Annotated in this window: 16 protein-coding genes and 1 other RNA gene; 6 read left to right on the forward strand and 11 right to left on the reverse strand. The window is 56.1% G+C overall.

Annotation, left to right across the window (positions count from 1 at the left end; genetic code table 11):
* The first annotated feature begins 8 nt into the window (after nucleotides 1-8).
* On the forward strand, nucleotides 9-851 hold the full coding sequence (gene rsmI, locus K0I31_RS01200; RefSeq protein ID WP_011864035.1) for a 16S rRNA (cytidine(1402)-2'-O)-methyltransferase: 843 nt from the start codon (nucleotides 9-11) through the stop codon (nucleotides 849-851).
* Nucleotides 852-912: 61 nt separating this feature from the next.
* Nucleotides 913-1272: RNase P RNA component class A (rnpB, locus tag K0I31_RS01205), an RNA gene on the forward strand.
* A gap of 80 nt (nucleotides 1273-1352) precedes the next feature.
* Here rnpB and K0I31_RS01210 read toward each other — a convergent pair.
* The 3 genes from K0I31_RS01210 to K0I31_RS01220 all read right to left on the reverse strand — a co-directional run bounded on the left by K0I31_RS01210 (nucleotide 1353) and on the right by K0I31_RS01220 (nucleotide 5345).
* Nucleotides 1353-2162, reverse strand: a complete 810-nt coding sequence (locus K0I31_RS01210; RefSeq protein ID WP_220079625.1) for a substrate-binding periplasmic protein — start codon at nucleotides 2160-2162, stop codon at nucleotides 1353-1355.
* Nucleotides 2163-2231: 69 nt separating this feature from the next.
* A complete protein-coding gene (locus K0I31_RS01215; protein WP_220079626.1) occupies nucleotides 2232-3941 on the reverse strand; it encodes a ShlB/FhaC/HecB family hemolysin secretion/activation protein in 1710 nt (569 codons plus the stop codon).
* Nucleotides 3942-4124: 183 nt separating this feature from the next.
* Nucleotides 4125-5345, reverse strand: a complete 1221-nt coding sequence (locus tag K0I31_RS01220; protein WP_041406264.1) for a threonine/serine exporter family protein — start codon at nucleotides 5343-5345, stop codon at nucleotides 4125-4127.
* A 243-nt stretch (nucleotides 5346-5588) separates the two neighbouring features.
* Between K0I31_RS01220 and K0I31_RS01225 the strand changes: the two genes are divergently transcribed.
* The 3 genes from K0I31_RS01225 (at nucleotide 5589) to K0I31_RS01235 (ending at nucleotide 8887) form a co-directional block, all read left to right on the forward strand.
* Nucleotides 5589-5984 (forward strand): MAPEG family protein, encoded by a 396-nt coding sequence (locus K0I31_RS01225; protein ID WP_011864039.1) that lies wholly within the window; start codon nucleotides 5589-5591, stop codon nucleotides 5982-5984.
* Between the two features lie 140 nt (nucleotides 5985-6124).
* Nucleotides 6125-8452 carry a YgiQ family radical SAM protein gene (locus K0I31_RS01230; RefSeq protein WP_220079627.1) on the forward strand — a complete coding sequence of 776 codons (2328 nt, stop codon included), beginning with the start codon at nucleotides 6125-6127 and terminating at the stop codon, nucleotides 8450-8452.
* 75 nt (nucleotides 8453-8527) lie between these two features.
* A complete protein-coding gene (locus tag K0I31_RS01235) occupies nucleotides 8528-8887 on the forward strand; it encodes a YkvA family protein (RefSeq protein ID WP_220043922.1) in 360 nt (119 codons plus the stop codon).
* A gap of 37 nt (nucleotides 8888-8924) precedes the next feature.
* Here the strand turns inward: K0I31_RS01235 and K0I31_RS01240 are convergent, their stop codons facing one another.
* Nucleotides 8925-9875 carry a cysteine hydrolase family protein gene (locus K0I31_RS01240; protein ID WP_220079628.1) on the reverse strand — a complete coding sequence of 317 codons (951 nt, stop codon included), beginning with the start codon at nucleotides 9873-9875 and terminating at the stop codon, nucleotides 8925-8927.
* Between the two features lie 126 nt (nucleotides 9876-10001).
* On the opposite strand from K0I31_RS01240, the gene K0I31_RS01245 reads away from it, so the two are divergent.
* Nucleotides 10002-10910, forward strand: a complete 909-nt coding sequence (locus K0I31_RS01245; RefSeq protein WP_258406548.1) for a LysR family transcriptional regulator — start codon at nucleotides 10002-10004, stop codon at nucleotides 10908-10910.
* A gap of 10 nt (nucleotides 10911-10920) precedes the next feature.
* Here the strand turns inward: K0I31_RS01245 and K0I31_RS01250 are convergent, their stop codons facing one another.
* The 7 genes from K0I31_RS01250 to K0I31_RS01280 form a co-directional block, all read right to left on the reverse strand.
* Nucleotides 10921-12819: a methyl-accepting chemotaxis protein gene (locus tag K0I31_RS01250; RefSeq protein ID WP_220079630.1), complete on the reverse strand. Its 1899-nt coding sequence runs from the start codon at nucleotides 12817-12819 to the stop codon at nucleotides 10921-10923.
* Nucleotides 12820-12894: 75 nt separating this feature from the next.
* Nucleotides 12895-13983, reverse strand: coding sequence for a porin (locus tag K0I31_RS01255; RefSeq protein ID WP_220079631.1), 1089 nt, complete (start codon nucleotides 13981-13983; stop codon nucleotides 12895-12897).
* Nucleotides 13984-14122: 139 nt separating this feature from the next.
* Nucleotides 14123-15103 (reverse strand): formate dehydrogenase subunit gamma, encoded by a 981-nt coding sequence (locus K0I31_RS01260; protein ID WP_220079632.1) that lies wholly within the window; start codon nucleotides 15101-15103, stop codon nucleotides 14123-14125.
* 64 nt (nucleotides 15104-15167) lie between these two features.
* Nucleotides 15168-15782 carry a TorD/DmsD family molecular chaperone gene (locus K0I31_RS01265; RefSeq protein WP_220079633.1) on the reverse strand — a complete coding sequence of 205 codons (615 nt, stop codon included), beginning with the start codon at nucleotides 15780-15782 and terminating at the stop codon, nucleotides 15168-15170.
* Nucleotides 15782-16327, reverse strand: coding sequence for a 4Fe-4S dicluster domain-containing protein (locus tag K0I31_RS01270; RefSeq protein WP_011864048.1), 546 nt, complete (start codon nucleotides 16325-16327; stop codon nucleotides 15782-15784). The genes K0I31_RS01265 and K0I31_RS01270 overlap by 1 nt, the downstream gene beginning before the upstream one ends.
* 10 nt (nucleotides 16328-16337) lie before the next feature.
* Nucleotides 16338-18551, reverse strand: a complete 2214-nt coding sequence (locus K0I31_RS01275; RefSeq protein ID WP_220079634.1) for a molybdopterin-dependent oxidoreductase — start codon at nucleotides 18549-18551, stop codon at nucleotides 16338-16340.
* A gap of 189 nt (nucleotides 18552-18740) precedes the next feature.
* Nucleotides 18741-19706, reverse strand: a complete 966-nt coding sequence (locus K0I31_RS01280; protein ID WP_220079635.1) for a LysR family transcriptional regulator — start codon at nucleotides 19704-19706, stop codon at nucleotides 18741-18743.
* Nucleotides 19707-19733 lie beyond the last annotated feature (27 nt).

Here is a 19733-nt window from a genome sequence, read left to right on the forward strand (position 1 = left end):
AGGTAGATATGGACCTGTCGGTCGCACTTTACATAGTTCCTACTCCAATCGGTAACCTTGGAGACATCAGCAGCCGCGCCCTTGAGGTATTGAATCAGGTCTCCCTTATCGCCTGTGAGGACACTCGCCATAGCGGTAAATTGCTGAGCCATTTCGGCATAGAGACCCGCAAGACGGCGCTGCATGATCACAACGAACGCGACCGGGCTCAGGGGATCATCCAGAAGCTGGCCAATGGTGAATCTGTGGCGCTGATCTCCGATGCCGGTACGCCGTTGATCTCCGATCCTGGCTATCATCTGGTGTCACAGGTGCGTGAAGCCGGTTTCAAGGTGGTGCCGCTGCCGGGCCCCTGTGCGGCCATCACGGCGCTGAGCGCCTCTGGGCTGCCGTCGGATCGCTTCTCGTTCGAGGGCTTTCTGCCCGCCAAGGAGAAGGGACGTCTCGATAAGCTGACAGAGCTGAAAGAAGATCCCCGCACCCTGATCTTCTACGAGTCGCCACATCGCATCGTTCACAGCCTAACCTCTATCGTGGCGGCGCTTGGGGGCGATCGTCAGGTGGTGATGGCCCGTGAAGTCACCAAGACCTTCGAGACCTTTCTTTCTGGCCCCGCCGCTGAGGTGCTGGCGACAGTGAGTGAGGATCCCAACCAGCAGAAAGGCGAAATCGTGCTCATGTGCCACGGTCATCGCACAGATGAAGATGCCGGCGTGCCTGCCCAGGCGCTGGAGACGCTTAAGCTACTGAGTCAGGAATTGCCGCTGAAGAAGGCATCGGCGCTGGCGGCGCAGATCCATGGGCTGAAGAAGAACGCCCTCTATAAGCTAGGGCTCGAGCTGGATCTCTAGTCGAAAGGCACTACGCTAATATAAGGTGGTGCGCCGCGTCGCATTAGGCTATAATCCGCGCCGAGTTGGCCAGACAGTTGCCGCGCTCAATAGAGCGGGGAGGAAAGTCCGGGCTTCATAGAGCAGGGTACCAGGTAACGCCTGGGCGGTGTGAACCGACGACAAGTGCAGCAGAGAGAAGACCGCCAATCTTCGGATTGGTAAGGGTGAAAGGGTGCGGTAAGAGCGCACCGTGCGGCTGGTAACAGTCCGTAGCAAGGTAAACTCTACCCGAAGCAAGACCAAATAGGGTTCCACTATTCTTAGGAATTAATGCGTGGCTCGCGTTGGAACCGGGTAGGTCGCTTGAGCCTGTGAGCGATTGCAGGCCTAGATGAATAACTGTCCACGACAGGACCCGGCTTATCGGCCAACTCAACACATTAGTAAGGCCCGTTTGTTTATGACAGACGGGCCTTTTCTTTTTTAGAGCCCATTTCCCGTAGCCGCTCTCTCAGAATCTTAATAAGGCATGCTCTTGGGGACAAAATCAGTCTGTGGCAAGCGGATCGGCTGCATCTGATATTTCTGGTAGATCTTATCCAGGCGTCCTTCCTGTAACAGCCTGAGAAACAGGTGGTTAAACTGGCGCACCGTCTCGCTGTCGGTGAAGGCCTTGTTGAAGGCGACACAGTACAGAATTGCCCTTTCGGCGCTGAGATAATGCAGCTGGCTCAAGCCAACCTGTCCGGCGTAGAAACGGCCCACATCCTTGTTGACATAGTAGGCGTCGAACCTGCGTTTCTGCAGCATGCGAACCGGCAAGGCATCGCCCTGGGGATAGATGTCGGTGAGCAGGGGCGGCAGCGACAGGCGTTTAAGTTTCTCTTGTTGGCGCATGAGCGAGGTGTAGGTGTTGGAGGGGCCATAGACGCCAATCACCTTACCCGCCAGCTGACTCAGGTCGGTGATCGGAAAGTCATTTAAGGTGTAGAAGCCGTATTCCGTCTGCACCAGCGGCAGGGAGAACCACATGGACTCGGCCCGCTCCCGGTTCCAGCCGAGAAAGATCCCCTTAGCCTCGCCGCTGGAAAACATGTGCATCGCTCTGCGGTAGGGACGAATCGAGATGTCGCAACGTCCCGGCCACTGCAGGCAGACCGCCTGGGTGAGTTCTACCAAGATACCCTGGGCCCGGCCTCGATTGTCCTCATAACTAAAGGGGGCGAAGTCGTGATAGACGATATTGAGATCGCTTGCCACGGCCCATGAGGAAAGCGGCAGCTGCAAGAGCATGATCAATAACAGTATTCTGAATTTTGGCGAGATCATGATGCGCGTTCTACCTTTATGGCCACGACATCTATCAGTTTAGTCGCTGGGCAGGGATCTGCGCTGGGGCTAAAAATGGGTCTTTACCTGGAAGCGCCATTCCCAGCTGTTTACCTCGGCGCCGCTGGTAAAGGGGAGGGTGAGATCTATGTGGGCCACGTTGCCATAGCTGGAGCGAGAGGAGTAGATGCGGGCACCTATGCCGACGCTGCCGATGGGGCCTGAGGTTTCATTGTCTTGATCCGGGCCGCCGCTGGCCTGGCCGACATCGGTAAAGACCGCCCAGCCGAGTTCGGCCAGTTGATATAGGTTGATGTTGGGGTAGTTTCTAATCTCGGCGCTGAATAACCATTGGTTGTCACCATGCTGGTAGTCGTTGGGGTAGCCGCGCACGCCAGTGTTGTCTCCCATGGCGAAGGGGGCGTCCAAGTAGTTGTTTTTCGAGGTGCTTAGGCGCACCTTGGAGTAGGCGGTCCACTTGGGATTGATCTGATAGAAGTACTCGGCGGTGGCGTTGACCTTAAAGTAGTCGGGCTGGCTGGTGGCGAATACCCCTTCGCCATCCATTCTGAGCAAGATCAGCTGATCGTCGCCCTTATAGCCACGGGAGGAGTACCAGTTGACATGGTAGCCCAGGGGGTTGCTGCCGGCCGTGTCCTGGGTCTCCAGGCCAAGTTTGACATAGTGTTGCCAACCCAGGTTGAAGTCTTCGTTATAGTTGATCAGATAGACGTTGTTGAGCACCTTGTAGTCGTCTTCGATAAACTGATAGGCGACCCAGGGGTAGAGGAAGTCCCTGTCCTGGGGTAGTTCGCTGGTGGGGAACTGTGGGATATTGGCGAAGCTATGCTTGTCCTGGGTTACCCCGACTATGATGCGCGAGCGCCAGTCGTCCACCTTGTTCAGACGCCAGCCATATTGAGCGTTGGCGTACTCTACCTTATGTTCAAACTCGTTCACGTCGAAGCCGTTCTGCCTGATGGTGTCGGTGCGCAGATCATCGATAAAGTGGCCCGAATACATGTCTTTGGTATCCAGACGATAGAAGGGCTTAGTGAAGTCTAAGATGGTCGCCTGGCCGTCGCTGTTGTCGTAAAAGTTGGCGGTGAGGGTCGAGTGCTTCACCAGCCAGTCGGTGGGCACGCGAAAGGCCAGCTGATAGCCGGTGCGATCGGCGGTCGACTTATATTTCAGGCGGGTACGTACCCCAAGCCCCAGCAGGTTATCCTCTTTGATGCCGACGGAAAACTTACTCTCGCCGCCGCTGTGACCGGCGCTGAAGGTGGGTAGCAGCGACCAGTTGTCCCAGGTTTCCACCAATATTGTCTCGCCTTCGCCTGTCTCCTCTGCACCGGCATCTGGATCGCGCTGGGCAAAGTTGATCCTGGCATCGCGAATGTAGGGCTCATATCGCAAGATACGCTGGGCCTCGTCGAGATCCTTCTGCGACACCTTGTCTTTATCGTTGAAGCTGAGCTTGTTGAGTATGGTCGACTCCCGCGTGTTGATATGCAGGTAGTTGGCCCAGCGATGGATAAAGAAGGCGTCGGGATCCGACTCGTCGAAGATGGCGTTGCTGACCACCACTATGTTGTTGATCGACTTCTTCTGATTGAGCTGCGCCTCGTCGGCGGGGCTGCCGTTCGAGTTGAGCTGCTGAGTCGATGCATCTGCGTCTACCGCTTTATCTGATGCGCTTGCTTGCTGCGGCTCGGCCGCGCACAGGCCGCTCGCCAATAGGCAGCCAAACAGCAGAGAGTAGCGCGCACCAGTCAGCATAGCGATCATCCTTATCTTTGCTTTTATCGTTAAGGAGAACTCAGGGGGTTATAAGTTAGACACAATTTAATAACACACCCGCAACGCTAAATAGTCAAGCGGCGAAGATAAAATAAGCTGATGATTTTACTTGCGCAAATCCTGATGCAGGCGTCTAGGCCGCATCAGGACTTGGCTGGTCAATTAGAGGGTACGACGCGGCGGTACGGCGACGTTGGCAAAGATGAGTCCGGCGATGAGCGACATGAAGATCAGGAAGATCTGCGTGCCTATGTGGGACTGGTTGAGCATGGTCTCACCGAGGATAAGAGTGTTGAGGCCGATATAGGTCTTACTGCCGGGCACCAAGATCACTATCCCCTGTAGCAGGGCGATGGAGGCGGGCGACTTCATCCAGCGGGCATAGAGGTTAGAGTAGATCCCCACCGCCAGGGCGCCGAAGAAGATACCGATAGATTCCCCCAGATAGATCCCGGCCAGCATGGCGGAGAAGAAGGCGACGATACCGGCGAATATCCCCCAGGGAGAGTCTTTCAGCCTCGCCTTGAAGATGATCACCAGCGCGGCGGAGAGCAGCGGCACGGCGGACCAGATAGCCCAGCGCGGCAGAGGTTCTGGCTCGAAATAGATCGCCTCGCCAAAGATGGCATTGCCTATCACCATGCCGAAAATGGCGCCGAAATAAAGCTTAAACAGTAACATGGAGGCGTCCATGATACGTGCAGTGCCCGAGATCAGATCCCGCGCCGCCAGCTCGGCCAGCCCCAGTGTCAGTGCCAACCCGGGGATAAAGACTATGATGCCCGAGAGGATCACCACGGGGATATTGATATAAGGGTCGAAGTAGGCGATGCCACAGGCGGCGATGGCGCACAAAATGGCGGCAAGGGGCTCAAGGGTCTCGGCCATACGCTTGGAATGTTCGGCGCGGTAGACAAGGCCATAGACCATGAAGCCGAGCAGCGCCGACCAGAAGACGTCATTCCAGCTGGTGCCCATCAACATGGCAAAGGCACCGGCAGAGGTGCCAAAGGCCAGCAGGGTCAGCAAGGGACCATAGGGATTAGGCTTGTTAGCGATCTCTTCGAGTCGCTCTAGTGCCTCGGTCAGGGTACGCTTGCCAGACAGTACCTCTTCCACCAACTCGTCGGTACGGGCCAGGGAGCCTAGATCCAGCTCGCCAGGCTTAACGCGTGCCATATGGTTGTATTCCTGATCCGTATCGTGTTGCAACACAAAGGTCATGGAGGTTGGCGAGATCAGAAAGTAACCCTCGATACCTAAGACCTTAGAGATCGATTGCAGATGGGCCTCTAGACGGTAGGCAGGGGTACCAAACTTGTGCAGCGCTTTACCTAATTTTATGATAAATCTGCGTTTTTCAAGAAACTCTGCATTATCCAATTGTACAGTCCATGATGGTGAAATCTGGGGGTGGTGCTCAAGCGAGCGCATCTTAACCTATCTTGTACCAAAAAGGTTAATGGCTTGGGAATTTTTTTAAATTCGGGTTAAGTTAGCCAAGGGCAGGATTTCAAGGCACTTTTCGCTGGCCTGTCCAAGCTTTCAGCTAATAGAGCTAAAGGCTGTTATTTGCCAGGGGTGCAGCCTGGCGTGAATTAAATTGGTGTCATTAAGGATAGAGATATGTCGGTAAGCGTTTCGGGATTTTATATTGCTCTCACGGCCATCATGGCGGTGTTTTTTACCTATCGCGTGGTGCGCCTCAGGCGCGGACTCAAGATAGGCCTGGGCTCAGGTGGCAGCGAAGAGCTACGCCTCGCCAACCGGGTACATGCCAACCTTATCGAGAACGCCCCGATGGCGCTGCTATTGTTGCTACTCGCCGAGCTTAACGGCTTGGCACCCGTCTATCTGCATGCGGCAGGCACCGTTTGGCTGGTGGCGCGCATCTTACACGCCATAGGTCTGACCCAGGGACGTGGCGGCTATCACTTCGGCCGTTTCTGGGGCGTGCTGCTCAGCTGGCTGGTGATACTGGCCCTGGCGGTGGTGAATCTGTTTTATTTCATCTTGGCATAGAAAATCGCCATCATTGCTGCTTTTTTGTTCACACTTAAGCAGGTTTCGCTGTTATACTCCGCCTCCTTTTAGTGGTCGTCACGCCGAGCCGCATGGCGACTACACTTACTCTTTGGTTTTAAAGTTAGGCAGTATCATACATGCAGGTCGAATCCACACTCTTTTCCCATCCCAAGTATCTGGGCCGCAATGAGAAACCGGCGCCCTTCTTGCCCATGTCGCGCAAGGAGATGGCCAAGCTGGGCTGGGATAGTTGTGACATCATTATCGTCACGGGTGACGCCTATGTGGATCATCCCAGCTTCGGCATGGCGGTGATTGGCCGCATGCTGGAGGCTCAGGGCTTCAGGGTGGGCATCATCTCTCAGCCAGACTGGTCGAGCAAAGAGGATTTCATGAAGTTGGGTAAGCCCAACCTCTACTTCGGCGTGACCGCGGGTAACATGGATTCGATGATCAACCGTTACACCGCCGAGCGCCGTCTGCGTCATGACGATGCCTATACGGCCGGTAACGTCGGCGGCAAGCGTCCGGATCGCGCCGTGACCGTCTATACCCAGCGCTGTAAAGAAGCCTATAAGCAGGTGCCCGTGGTGATCGGCGGTATTGAGGCCAGCCTGCGCCGTATCGCCCACTATGATTATTGGTCAGATAAGGTGCGCCGCTCGGTGATCTTAGACGCCAAGGCCGATATCTTGGTTTACGGTAACGCCGAGCGCCCGCTGGTGGAGCTGTCCCATCGTCTCGCCGCCGGTGAGAGCGTCGGTGACATCCATGATGTGCGCGGCACCACGGTGATCCGTAAAGAGCCCCTGTATGGCTGGAAGGGGATGGACTCGCGTAAGCTGGATCAGTTGCACAAGATAGACCCTATTCCTAACCCCTATGGCGCCGACGACGTGGGCTGTCAGAATCTCTCTGGCCCAAGCGACGTCAAGGTGTTCGATAACGACGCGCCTAAGCCTATTTCGGTGCAACCGCCACGACCTAAGCCTTGGGAGAAGACCTATGTCTTGCTGCCAAGCTATGAGAAGGTCGCCGGTGACAAGTATCTCTATGCCCACGCCTCGCGCATTTTGCACCAGGAGCAGAACCCGGGCTGTGCCCGCGCCCTGTTCCAGCCCCATGCCGAGCGTGCCATCTGGGTCAATCCACCGGCCTGGCCGCTGAATACCGACGAGATGGACGGGGTGTTCGACTTGGCCTACAAGCGTGTGCCGCATCCCGTTTATGGCAAGGAGAAGATCCCTGCCTATGACATGATCAAGACCTCGATCAACATCATGCGTGGCTGCTTCGGTGGTTGCTCCTTCTGCTCTATTACCGAGCATGAGGGCCGCATCATCCAGAGCCGCTCGCAAGATTCGATCATCAAAGAGATCAAGGACATTCAAGATAAGGTGCCAGGTTTCACCGGGGTGATCTCAGATCTCGGCGGCCCGACCGCCAACATGTATCGCCTGGGCTGTACCTCGGTGAAGGCCGAGAGTACCTGTCGCCGACTCTCCTGTGTGTTCCCCTCAATCTGTGGCCACCTGGATACCAACCATCAGGCGACAATCGATCTCTACCGCGCCGCTCGCGACGTGCCGGGCATCAAAAAGGTGCTTATCGCCTCAGGCGTGCGTTACGACCTGGCCACGGAAGACCCGCGCTATGTGAAGGAGCTGGCCAGTCACCATGTGGGCGGCTATTTGAAGATCGCCCCAGAGCATACCGAAGAAGGCCCACTGAACAAGATGATGAAGCCGGGCATGGGCACCTATGACAAGTTCAAGGAGCTGTTCGACAAGTACTCTGCCGAGGCGGGCAAGAAGCAGTATCTGATCCCTTACTTCATCTCGGCCCACCCGGGCACCACGGATGAGGATATGGTGAATCTGGCGCTCTGGCTCAAGGGCGAGAAGTTTAAGCTGGATCAGGTACAGAACTTCTATCCATCACCCATGGCGAATGCCACGACGATTTATCATACCGAGCTGAACTCGCTGAAAAACGTCAAGCACAGCAGTGAGACTGTTGAGGTACCTAAGGGCGGCCGTCAGCGTAAGCTGCACAAGGCGCTGCTGCGTTATCACGACCCGGCCGGTTGGCCTATGATCCGCGAAGCCCTGATTAAGATGGGTAAGGAACATCTGATCGGCGGCGGGGTGAACTGTCTGGTGTCGGCGGAGACCCGCCAGGAACGTCAGGGCTATCGTGCCAAGACAGCTAACACACCTGCGGGTAAGAAGGCGGTGACCCGTTTCAGCGCCAATCAGTTCGATGAGCGTAAGGGCAACGGTCAAGGTAAGGCTCAAGGTAAGAGCCAAGGCAAGGGCAAGTCTCAGGGACAGGCGGCAGGCAAGGGCGCTTCTGGTAAGGGAAGTGCGGGCAAAGCAAGCGCTGGCAAGGCTGGCTCAAGTGGTAAGCCTGGCAAGCGTCCGGTGAAGAACGCCTGGGGCACCACGCCTAAGCATCAACGCTAAAGCATCGCTGGTCAAAACGATGAAAAAAGGGGAGTATTTAACAACTTCCCTTTTTTTATTGCACAGGAGCTTCCTATGAGTGACTCACATCGCGGCCAAAATGGTGAGGCTGGGGCCGAAGGCTACAGCGACGACGGCTTTTGGCACAAGGTTAAGCAGTTTGCCAAGCAGGCTGGGCACGAGGTGATCGACAATGCCCTGTGCCTCTACTATGCGGCGCAAAGGCCGGACACGCCCAAGTGGGCCAAGACGGTGATCTTCGGCGCCCTGGCTTATTTCATCACGCCGCTGGACGCCATACCGGATCTCACTCCTGTGGTGGGATTCTCCGACGATCTCGGCGCCCTAGCCGCGGCGCTGGCCATGGTCAGCATGTATATCGATGACAGCGTGAAGCGTCAGGCGGCCGAGAAGCGCTCGGCTTGGTTCGACTGACGCCTCGATTGTCAGCTCCACTGACTGTTTAATTGCATTAGCCCGCCAGTCGTTCCCGAATCAGCCAGTCATCTAGTCTGAGTGCCTTGGCGCCGCCAAAGCTCAGGGAGATGAGATTCGCCGCCACTAGCTGCTCGCCGCTCAGATCCTGACTCTCCCAAGAGAGACTCGGGGCGGCAATGGCATCACTTATCACCTCACACTCGAAGCCTGCCTTGACGGCGCTACGACACAGAGTCTGCACACAGGCCTGGGCCATGGCCCCGACAACCACTAGCTTGTCTATGCCTAGCTCAACCAGTGTCTGAGACAGAGCTGTGTCGATGAAGCTGTCCACATGATGTTTGATGATGACAGGCTCATTGCCCTTGGGCGCGACAATGTCGGCGATCTCCACGCCCTGGGTGCCTGCCTGGAAGAAGCTCGCCTCGGGATCCTTGAAGATATGCTGCACATGGATCACCGGCAGTTGATTGCTGCGAAAATGATGAAGCAGCTTGGCCGCGTTGGCCGCCGCGGCCTCACAGTTATCCAGCGCGAAGCGGCCACCCTTAAAATAGTCGTTTTGCAGATCCACCAGCACCAGGGCAGTGCGCTGCTGTGGTGCCGGGGGCTCGCTCAGTTGAGTCAGCACGCTAAAATCATCCTCTTCCAGGTACCACTCCCCGTCGTCGGCCAGGGTCCACAACTCCTTACTGATGAAACCGCTGGCGATGTTCATGCGCCAGTTGGCCGAGAGTATCGCCTGACTGTCGCTGAGCACCTTGATCTCTACATTGCGATAGACCAGCTCACCGGGATTCTGCTGGGCGAAGCCGAGCCAGAACTGGCTGATCGCCTCGATGCCATCGAAACGGCCGAAGGGGGAGACCTGCATCTGCGCCTCGGGCAGGTAGCGGGCGATGCAGTCGGCAAAGGCCTGACGGTTGAAATCGGCAATCCAGGCTTGGCTGGCTTGCATGACGGCTTGACGGATAGATTGACTCATGTTGGCTCCTCGTTAGTTACTCGAATTAGTCGTTGGAACTAGTTGTTAGGACTAGTCGCTTGAATCTGTTGAGGCGCCAGTCTATTGTTATTTTTTATTGCGATATTTAGGTCTTGGTTGATAAGAATGTTCAGAAAAAACGAACAAAAGCGGCTGGCATATCAGATGCTGGTCTTCGATGAGGTAGTCAATCAGGGCTCCTTCACCGCCGCGGCGGAGGCGCTTGGCCATACCAAGTCGGCGGTGAGCCAGTATGTGAGCCAGCTGGAGCAAGATCTCGGTATCAAGCTGCTGACCCGCAGTACCCGCCAGCTGCATCTCACCACTCAAGGGGAGGCGATGGCTCAGCGCAGTCGTCAGCTGTGGCGCCTGCTGACCGAAACCCTGGAGGCGGCCCATGATCAGCAGGCGGTGCCCGGTGGGCGCATGGCGATCACCGCGCCCCTGGCCTTCGAGGCGCCGCTGCTCACCCCCATCATTGCCGAACTCTGCCGCGAGTTTCCGCAGCTGCTGCCAGAGTTGCATTATGACGATGCCCGGCTGGATATCTTGCAGCACAACCTGGACATGGCGATCTCTGTCGGGCCGCAGAAAGACAGCAGCTATCATGCGATTCCTATCGGCCGACTCGACAGCGTCCTGGTGGCCGCCCCCAGCTATATTAACCGCAGTGCCCTCATCACGGCGGAGAGTCTGCGGGGCCATAGCTTAATCGTTCTGCCCTGGCAGCGGCCTCTGGTACTGCAAGGGCAGGGTAGTCTGGTCTTCGAGGCGGCTAAGGAGATCAAGGTCAACACCTCCATCAGTGCCATCAACAGCGCCATTGCAGGTGTCGGCATTGCCCTGGTGCCCTCAATCTTTATCGAGGCTGAGCTGGCTCAGGGCAAGCTACAGCGGGTGCTACCCGAACACAGCGGCCCGTCGCGAGAGGTGTTTGCGATTCACGCCTACCAGCAACAGTTACCCCTGGCGTTGCGTTTAGTAGTGGAGAGGTTGAAAGAGGCCTTCAGGCAGAAGGCCCCGGTGAGTGGTTAGTGCTTGAGACTTAGTCGAGTTTGAACTGTCCCACTATCTGTTCCAGCTGCTGATTGGCGGTGGCCAGGTTAACGGTTTCGTTGCGGCTCGACTCGCCGCTGCGAGCCAGTTCGTTGGCCATGTCGCAGATGGCGCTCATGTTGCGGGTGATCTCGGCCGAGACAGAGCTTTGCTCTTCGGCGGCGGTGGCGATCTGGGTGTTCAGGTCGTTGATCTGATTAACCGAACTGCCGATGGCGTCGAGATCCGTGGCGACCCTCTCAGTGGTGCTGGCGGTTTCCAGACAGGTCTGCTTGGTGACCTCCATCGAGTGGATAGCGCTGTTAGAGGCGTCTCTGAGATTGCTTAGTGTCTCCTCAATTTCCGCCGTGCTGTCCTGGGTGCGCGCGGCTAGGGCCCGCACCTCGTCGGCCACCACGGCAAATCCCCGTCCCTGCTCGCCGGCTCGAGCAGCCTCGATGGCGGCGTTGAGGGCCAGTAGGTTGGTTTGGTCGGCGATGTCACCAATCACCTTGAGCACCTGGGTGATATTGATGGTGTCACGGTCGATCTGGCCTATCTTGTCGGCGGTATGTTCCACCTCCCTAACCAGGCGGTTGACTGTCTCTGTGGCCTGGGCAACTACCTGCTTCGATGCCAGCGCCTGTTCGTTGGTGAGTTGGGTAAAGGAGGCGGTCTCGCTGCCATTTTGGGCGACGTCGTTGGCGGTGGCGCTCATCTCTTCCACTGCGGCGACGATCTGCTCTGTCTCTTTGGTGTGAGCCGACAGGATGTGACGATTGGTCTCTGTCTCCCCATTGAGTCGCTCGACACTGCCTGAGATATGGGCCGAGGCCTGTAGCACCTCGCGCATCATGGCCTGCAGGTTGGCGATAAACTGATTGATCCCCATGGAGATCTGCCCCAGATCGTCCTCGCTATGTATCTCGAGTCGTTTGGTGAGATCGCCGTTGCCCTTAGATAGCTCGGTTACCATAGCCTTGAGCGACAAGATAGGGCGATAGAGGAGGTACAGGACCCCAAGCAAGATGCTGATGGCGCACAGCAACATGATGGCGGAAGAGACGAGGGCGTTGGTGAGAGCCTGGTCGACCACGGCGTAGGCGTTCGACTTGTCCAGGCCGATGAAGAGGAACCACTGCTTGCCATTAACCAGGGGGATGGCTTTAGAGAAGCCCAGCTTATCGACGCCGTCGATGCGATATTCCTGCATCACCTCATCGCTGCCGATGATCTTCTGTTGCACCTGAGGTAGGCCGAAGTCGCTGAAGCGGCTGCCACTGACCAGGGTGGGGGACTCTGACGCCAATACCTTGCCGGTTTGATCTGTGATGAGGGCGACCGCCCCAGGATAATCTATGGCGCTGACAACATCATGAAGATAGGTGAGTTCTATATCACCCAGCACCACGCCGTTACCCAGATTCTTCAGGATGGAGATCACCTTGTGGCCCGTACCGTCGTCTATGTAGATGTCGGTGACGTCCAGCTGAGTTGTGGCCTTACCCTGCTGATACCAGGGGCGGGTTCTGGGATCGTACTTGTCGGGGATCGCCTTGCCGTTGAGCCACTTGTCACCGGTTTCGGTGGAGTAGGCGCTGCCGTCATCGAAGCCGAAATAGATGCGGGCGACCCCGGAGAGATCTGTGGCGAGACGCGCGGTGTTGACATAGTTGTCCTGGTAACTCCCCAAACGATAGTGCTGGGCCAGTTCATCCATGGCCTGGGCCTTGGCGCCAAACCAGGTGGCAACCTTGGCCGACTCGTTACGGGTGACGCCGGTGAGTTTGTCGTTAACCCTGGCGATGGTGGCCTCTTTAATCTGGACGTAGGAGAGCCAGTTCGAGATCAACAGGCAGAGGGCGACTAAGGCGACCATAGAGGCCACGAGTGATTTCTTGAATCCCATCAATTACTAACTCCATGAGGTGTGGAATAGAAGAGGCCAGAGATGGCCTCTTCTGGAGGGAGCCTGGTCGGGAGGTTAGCCTTTCCAGTTTAAGTTGAAGTCATAGCGGAAGCCGACGGTAACGGCGCGATCGTCGTTTAGGTTGTCGTAGTTCTTATCCAGGTACTCAAGGTGTACGCGCACGTTGGCCAGTGGGTTCCATTCCAGGGTGGTGTTGAAGCCGTCATAGTCCATAGAGCTGACATCCTCGATACCGTCTTTAAACTGGAAGTAGCCCAGCTTGATCTTGTACTCGTTGCTCAGTGGATAGGCCAGGGCGGTATCTAAGGTGCTGCCGCTGCGATCGCCATGTTGCACCTGATTATCGAAGTTGTATTGCTTGTCCTGGTAGCTCGCCGCCAGGTAGAGGCCGTTATCGAAGGTATAGGCCACCACACCGCCCAGGGTCTGGTTGTCGCCGTTTACCTGGCCGTTCTCCAAACTGTCTTGAGTGACATAGCCCAGACCCAGATGCAGGGCTCCGACATCGTAACCCACGCCTATGTTGACGAAATCCGCGCCTGTGTCGCCCTTATCGCCGTCAAACTGAGCGCCGGCCATCCAGGTGAAGCCGCCAGTGACCAGCTTGTAGGTCACAAAGTTGTCGACGAAGAATGGACTTTCATGGTCGTAGGCATAGGGGCTGTTGCCGTGGTTGAAAATATCCACGTATTCGGCGATCAGGCTGTATTGGGCCGGACGCTGTTTACCTATGCCCACCTGGCCGTAAGGGGATGCGATGGCCACATAGGCCTGTCTCGCCTTGCCGAAGTTGCCTGAGTTGGCGATATCGACGCTCCATTCCCCCTGGGCGATGGCGCGCCAGCCGTCGGCAAACTCAGTGCTGGCCTTGATGCCGACGCGAGAGAGGGCGTCTCTCACATCCCAGGTTTCATCAGTGCTGTCGTCGAGGTAGCTGAGTGTCGGACGGATAGAGCCGTAGAGGCTGACTTCGCTATTCTTGAACTGTGATGGTGCGGCCTGAGCTTCTAGTTGAGCGATGCGCTGGTTGAGTGCCTCGACCTGTTCACTCAAGGGCTGCTCGGCGGCATAAGCCTGAGTAGAAGCGAGTGCCATTGCGGCGGCGATCATTGAGGTGCGAAAAATAATCTTATGGTTTTTCATGGCTTTCTGCCTTCAATTGGTTTTCTTAGGCATGCGAGTCTCCCTCCTGCCATCAGGTCGATGGAGGATAGGGGCGCCGCAGGCGTTTAAAAAAAGGAAGTTAATAGGCCCATGACATCTGCCATGGGCCGGGTTTCGGTTAAACCTTGCCGGCCTTCTTCAGGTCGGCGAACCAGAGGTTGTGATGCTGTTTGGCCCAGTTTTCGTCACAGTAGCCAGAGGTCATGTTTGACATGCCGCCTTCGGACATCACGGTCGCCATGAAGATATGCACCACAGAGAAGGCGCTGATGATGACGGTTGAGGCAATATGCAATACCAGCATCAGATTGGCCGTGTTCTTGGTGACGCCATAGGTCTCGGGGAACATCATCGCCAGGCCAGAGACCACCATGACACCGCCGAACAGGGCGAATACCCAGAACCACAGCTTCTCACCCGCGTTGGCAAAGCCCGCATCGGGGTGCTGCTTCTTGCCGAAGTTGATGTAGCCGCCCAGTACGGCAAACCATTTCAGGTCATAGCTGGCGGGGAACTGCTTAGGCGCCCACATCAGGACCATCAGCACATAGCCGAGGATGAAGGGGAAGGCCATCAACTCATGTAGGCTACTGGATAGACCCACCAGGGCCGACCAGGAGCCGGCGTTCATGCCAGGCTCGAAGTAGAAGCGGCCGCCGCCTAGTACTAAACCAGTAAGGATCAGCAGGATACAAGGGATGGCACCCAGCCAGTGCACGCTGACGCTCAGACCTGACCAACGCTTGATCAGCTTACCCGAGAAGCCATGGTCCAGTTTAGAGACGCCGTTCACCACCACAAACAGAATAAACAGTGCAATGACGCCAAACAGGCTGGCAAACAGGGCGAAGGCGATGGTGTCGGTCGCGCCCAGGTAGCCCAGCAGCGACTCGTCGGCCTGCTGTGGAATCGACGCCGGCATCAGCAGCTCAGGCTGAGTCGGCAGGCCACGGATCTCAGGAATATCACCAGGGATGGCGTGCTCCTGAATGGTTTGCCACTGCTGCGGCTGCAGGGTGGCGGTCTCTTCGGCCAGTGCATAACTGGATGCAAACAGACCGAGCACAATAAGGCTTAACCATCTTATTGCTTTACTCATTGAAAACTCCTTGCGACATCGCTTGTCGCGTTGGAATCTGCCTGTCGCCAGGCAGACTCGTCGATCATTCGGCGCCGTCTAGGCTGGGCGCCGCTTGAAGTTGTTGATTGATAAACTGCAGTAGCTCCTGAGCAAGCAGCGGCCAGAAAGGTTGTTTCGCATGTTTGGCTATGCCCTCGCAGAAGGGAGTTATCCAGCGCCCGAGATGGGTTTGGAGAAACTCCGCCGCGAGTTCATTGAGCGCCTCGACATGCTCGCTGTTTTCCAGCGTTTGTTGCTCGGCGGCCATGGCGTGCAGGCAATAGAGGAACTCGAGTTCGTTACCAATAAAGTCGGCCGGCTCGTTGAAGCTATCGTCGATGACCAGACCAATTTGTTGATAGAACTCGGCCACCCTGACGGTTTCCTCGGTGAAGATCTGATGATTGCCACTGAGGTAAACCGATTCATAGGGGGCGACTAACAGCTTGTATGGCCCGATACACATGCGATTAAAATCAAACTCCAATTCGGATGCGTCGTCACTGAACTTGCGTGCCTCTATGAGTAGCGGGCTGTCTGGCGACTCCTGCTCCAGGTAGGCGATTAAGCCTGCGAGAGCCTGAGTATCCGAGGGCGCGAACATCATAGATTTGAAGGCATGGTAAGCCATTGCCGTTGGGCCATATTCTGCTGTCATTATGCGCGTTCCTTAATGATCACTAGGTTAGGTTTGGTGATGCAATCGCCATAGCCTATGCCTTGTTTGCTTGCCGATGGACGCTTGAGCACTTCTTGCAGATTGCCGACATCCAGGCACTCTACCGGGCAGCCACTCACACACGCGGGTTTCATGCCGCGATCCAGCAGCTCCACACACATGTTGCACTTGTCTGCCTTGCCGTCGTCCTCGCGGATGCTGACGGCCGCGTAAGGACAGGCGCTGGCACACAGGCCACAACCGGTACACTTCTCACGGTCCAGCACCACGATACCGTCATCGCGCACATGGTAGGCTTTCGCCGGGCAGACCATGAGACAAGCGGGGTTTTCGCAGTGCATGCATGAGTGGGACAACCAGACATCGATAGCGCCATCGTCACGCTTCACTTCATAGCGATCGACTTTACGGAATCTATGGTTCTCGGGCAGTTCATTGTGGATCTGGCAGGCAACGGTACAGGCACCGCAACCGACACAGTTCTCTTGTCTGAACACAAAGCCCACTTTCTTATTTAACGACATCGTTTACTCCTTAGGCTTTGGCAATCGCGACGCGAGTGGAATGATACGCAGAGCATCCACCCATATCGGTCAAGGTGTCGGTGGTGAGGTTGTTGGTACAGCTGTCTTTGCCCTGTGGGTCCATACGACGCCAGTTATTCTTCGGCGCCATAACAGTCCCTCTGACCACCTGGGTAGAGACCTGAGCGATAAAGTGGGCCTCACCACGTTGGTTGCTGAGCCTTACCCTGTCGTTGTTCTGAATGCCCAACTCTTTGGCATCTTCGGCGTTGATCTTGGCGAAGTAGGCCGGGAAGTTCCGAATGTACTTCACGTTGTAGAAAGAGCTGTTGGCACGCTGCGGAATGGCAGGAGACAGCAGACGGAACGGCAGTGTCTTCTCTTCCTGTACCATCTCATCTTCCGGCAGGCCGAAGTCGATCACTGGGTGGTAGCCGGCTTCTTTCATCATCTCTGAGTAGAATTCGATCTTGCCGCTTGGCGTCTTATATTTGCCGTCGCCGAAGTAAGGGCGTTGGTCATAGACGGTGACAAACTTGTCGCGAATGATCTGCTCATAGGTGATGTTGTTGTGTCTGAAGGCGGGCTCTTCCGTGTCGAGGAAGTCACGCAGGATCTGCTCATAGTCCACACGCATCTCAGGGAAGCGGTCTAGCCCCATGCGGGCGCCCAGCTCCTTGAAGAAGATCCAGTTGTCTTTAGACTCGCCGAGTGGCTCGATCACCTTCTCAGAGGTCTGCATGTGATAGCAGTTGTAGTCGGTACCCATGTCTGGGAACTCGAACTGGGTTGCTGCCGGTACGATAATATCGGCCAGCTCGGCGGTATCTGTCATCAGGAAGTCGTGAACCACCAGGAAGAGGTCATCACGCATCGCGCCGCGGCGACAGGCATTCGAGTCCGGAGCAACCGAGACGAAGTTACCGTTGTAGTTGATCACCGCCTTAATCGGTTTGATCGGCTTGCCATAGGCCGTTGGGTTCTCTGGGTCGAGCGCCTTGGCGATCTCCGTCATATTGACGTGGCCAACTGTGTCTGGGTTCGGGTGGATATGATCCGCACGGCCCTTACTGTAGTTGAGGCTGTCATCGGCCTGGGTGTTGTCATAGATGAAGCCGTTACCTATCTTGCCGTACTGGCCGGCAACCGCGTGCATCATGGCGATGGCGCGAGACATACGGGCACCGTTGTAGTTACGCTGCATACCGTAACCCAGACGCAGTACAGACAGCTCTGACTTGCCATAGACGCGGGCGAATTCGAACATCTTGGCCTTAGGCACGCCGGTGACACGCTCGATCTCTTCGTAGCTCATGGTGTTCAGGCGCTCGAGCAGCTGGTCGTAGCCAAGGGTGTTGGCCTTGATGAACTCGAGATCCGCTAGGTCATGCTCTACCAGGTATTTCATGATACCTGTCGCTAGGTGGGTGTCGGTACTCGGTTTTGGCTGCAACCAGATATCGGCCTGAGAGGCGATAGGGGTGCGCACTGGGTTAACCACCAACAGCTTGGCACCTCGGTCACGGGCCTGGTTGATGAACTTGATGCCGTGTACGTTGGTGGCCGTCTCGTTCTGGCCCCAGGAGATGTAGCAGTTGGTGTAGATGTTGTCGTACGGGTCCGGGCCCTGGTAGGTACCTGTCACCGACTTCAAGCCTTCATAGGCGGCGAACACACACACCTTACGGTCGAGCTTGCGGGCACCGACGGCGTTGAAGAAGCGGCTAGGTCCGCCGTATTTACCGATAACCCCTTCGTGGCCCGAGTAGCTGTAGGGCAGGATAGAGTCGGCACCATGCTCTTTGATGATCTGCTGCAGACGGCTGGCTATTTTGTCATAGGCCTCATCCCAGGAGATGCGGCGCCATTTGCCTTCGCCTTTCTTGCCTGCGCGCTCCATCGGGTGCAGGATACGGTCGGCGGCATAGGTGTATTGTACATAGGCATGGCCCTTGACGCAGGGAGAGGTGCCCATCTTCTTCAGTTCTGAAGCGCCTTCCACATAGGTCATGCGACCATTTTGTACCGTGAACTTCAACAGACAGCGGTCGGCGCAGTTACGTTGGCAGGTGTGGTACTTAATTTCTCCTTGGCGTTTCAAGAGTTTGTCGGGCGCGCCGCCTTTTTCGCCTGCACTGGCTATGCCGGGCATAAGACCGGATAGCGAGCCGACGACGGAGCTGGCTCCGACACCTTGCAAGAAGGTGCGTCTGTTCATTTTCATAAGTGTTCCCCATCTTGATGCGTCTTAAGACGCTTTTTACAGACATTGCTCAAATGTTTGTGAGTCCAGGACTCGCTGCATACCTGTTTTGTTATCGTTTTTCGATTTAAAAAGATGGCAAGACCAGCTGCGAAAGGGGTATGCAAGAGTGCCTCTGGTAGCTTGTCGGTCTCGCCATCAAAACCTTTGTCAGCGTTCCGCCGCCCTGCGCCAGGCGCTTTCCAGGCCGCAGATGAGCTTGGACTTCACCCAGTTAAAGGCGGCCGACTGATTCACGTTGCCATACAGGAGGTAATTGCCTATCTCGCGGTTTTCCCGGCGACGAATGCGGCAACGCTTGGCCAGCTCTTCGGGCAGCTTGACCCACTGCACAGCGGGCAACATGTCGACGAACTGGCGGGTAAATTCGTTGCAAACTAAGGTGATGGCGTCAGACTCGCTCAGCAGGCGCATGGCGGTGGCCACGCTGTCGGTATAACCGTCGACCTCCATGCACAGCTCCTCTTCGCGGCAGAGGTTCACCAGCAGCGGGCAACTCAGGTCGTCATAGTTGTCTATCTCTAGGCAGGCATATTGGGTGATGTTGTCTAGGGTGAGTTCCTGCTTGAGGATCGGATGGCCGCTGCGCGCCAGGATGTAAAGATTGTCGGTTGCCGAAAACATCTCGGCGTTGAGGTTCTTACCATTGAAACCTTCATAGACCACCACGAAGTCGACATCGCCATTAGCGAGATCGCTGCTACAGTCATGGGTCAGCACCCTGACATCAAACTTCATGTTGGGCGCCTCGGTGAGGATCTCGTTGCGGATCACCTGTTGTACTGGGTAGATGAACTCATCGTAGGCGTGAATCACATATTGACCGCCCGATTCAGCCGGGGTAAATACCGAGTGCTGCATCTCGAGTTTCTGATAATGGGCCACCAACTCTCTGGCCATAGGGATCAGCTGGTGGGTCTTCTCCGTCGCGACGAAACCGGAACAGCGACGAATAAAGAGCGAGTCTTTAAATATGTCTCTTAAGATCTTTAGGGTGCGGCTCACACCTGAAGGCGTGATTCCCAGTTCATTGGCAGCCTGATGACTCTGCCCGTGTTCATAGACGGCGATGAACACTTTTAATTGATTGTAATTAAGTTGGTCAATCTTATTCATGGTTGTGAACTGGGTAAATATATTGAG

The organism is Shewanella spartinae, assembly GCF_019457555.1.
GTDB lineage: Bacteria > Pseudomonadota > Gammaproteobacteria > Enterobacterales > Shewanellaceae > Shewanella > Shewanella loihica.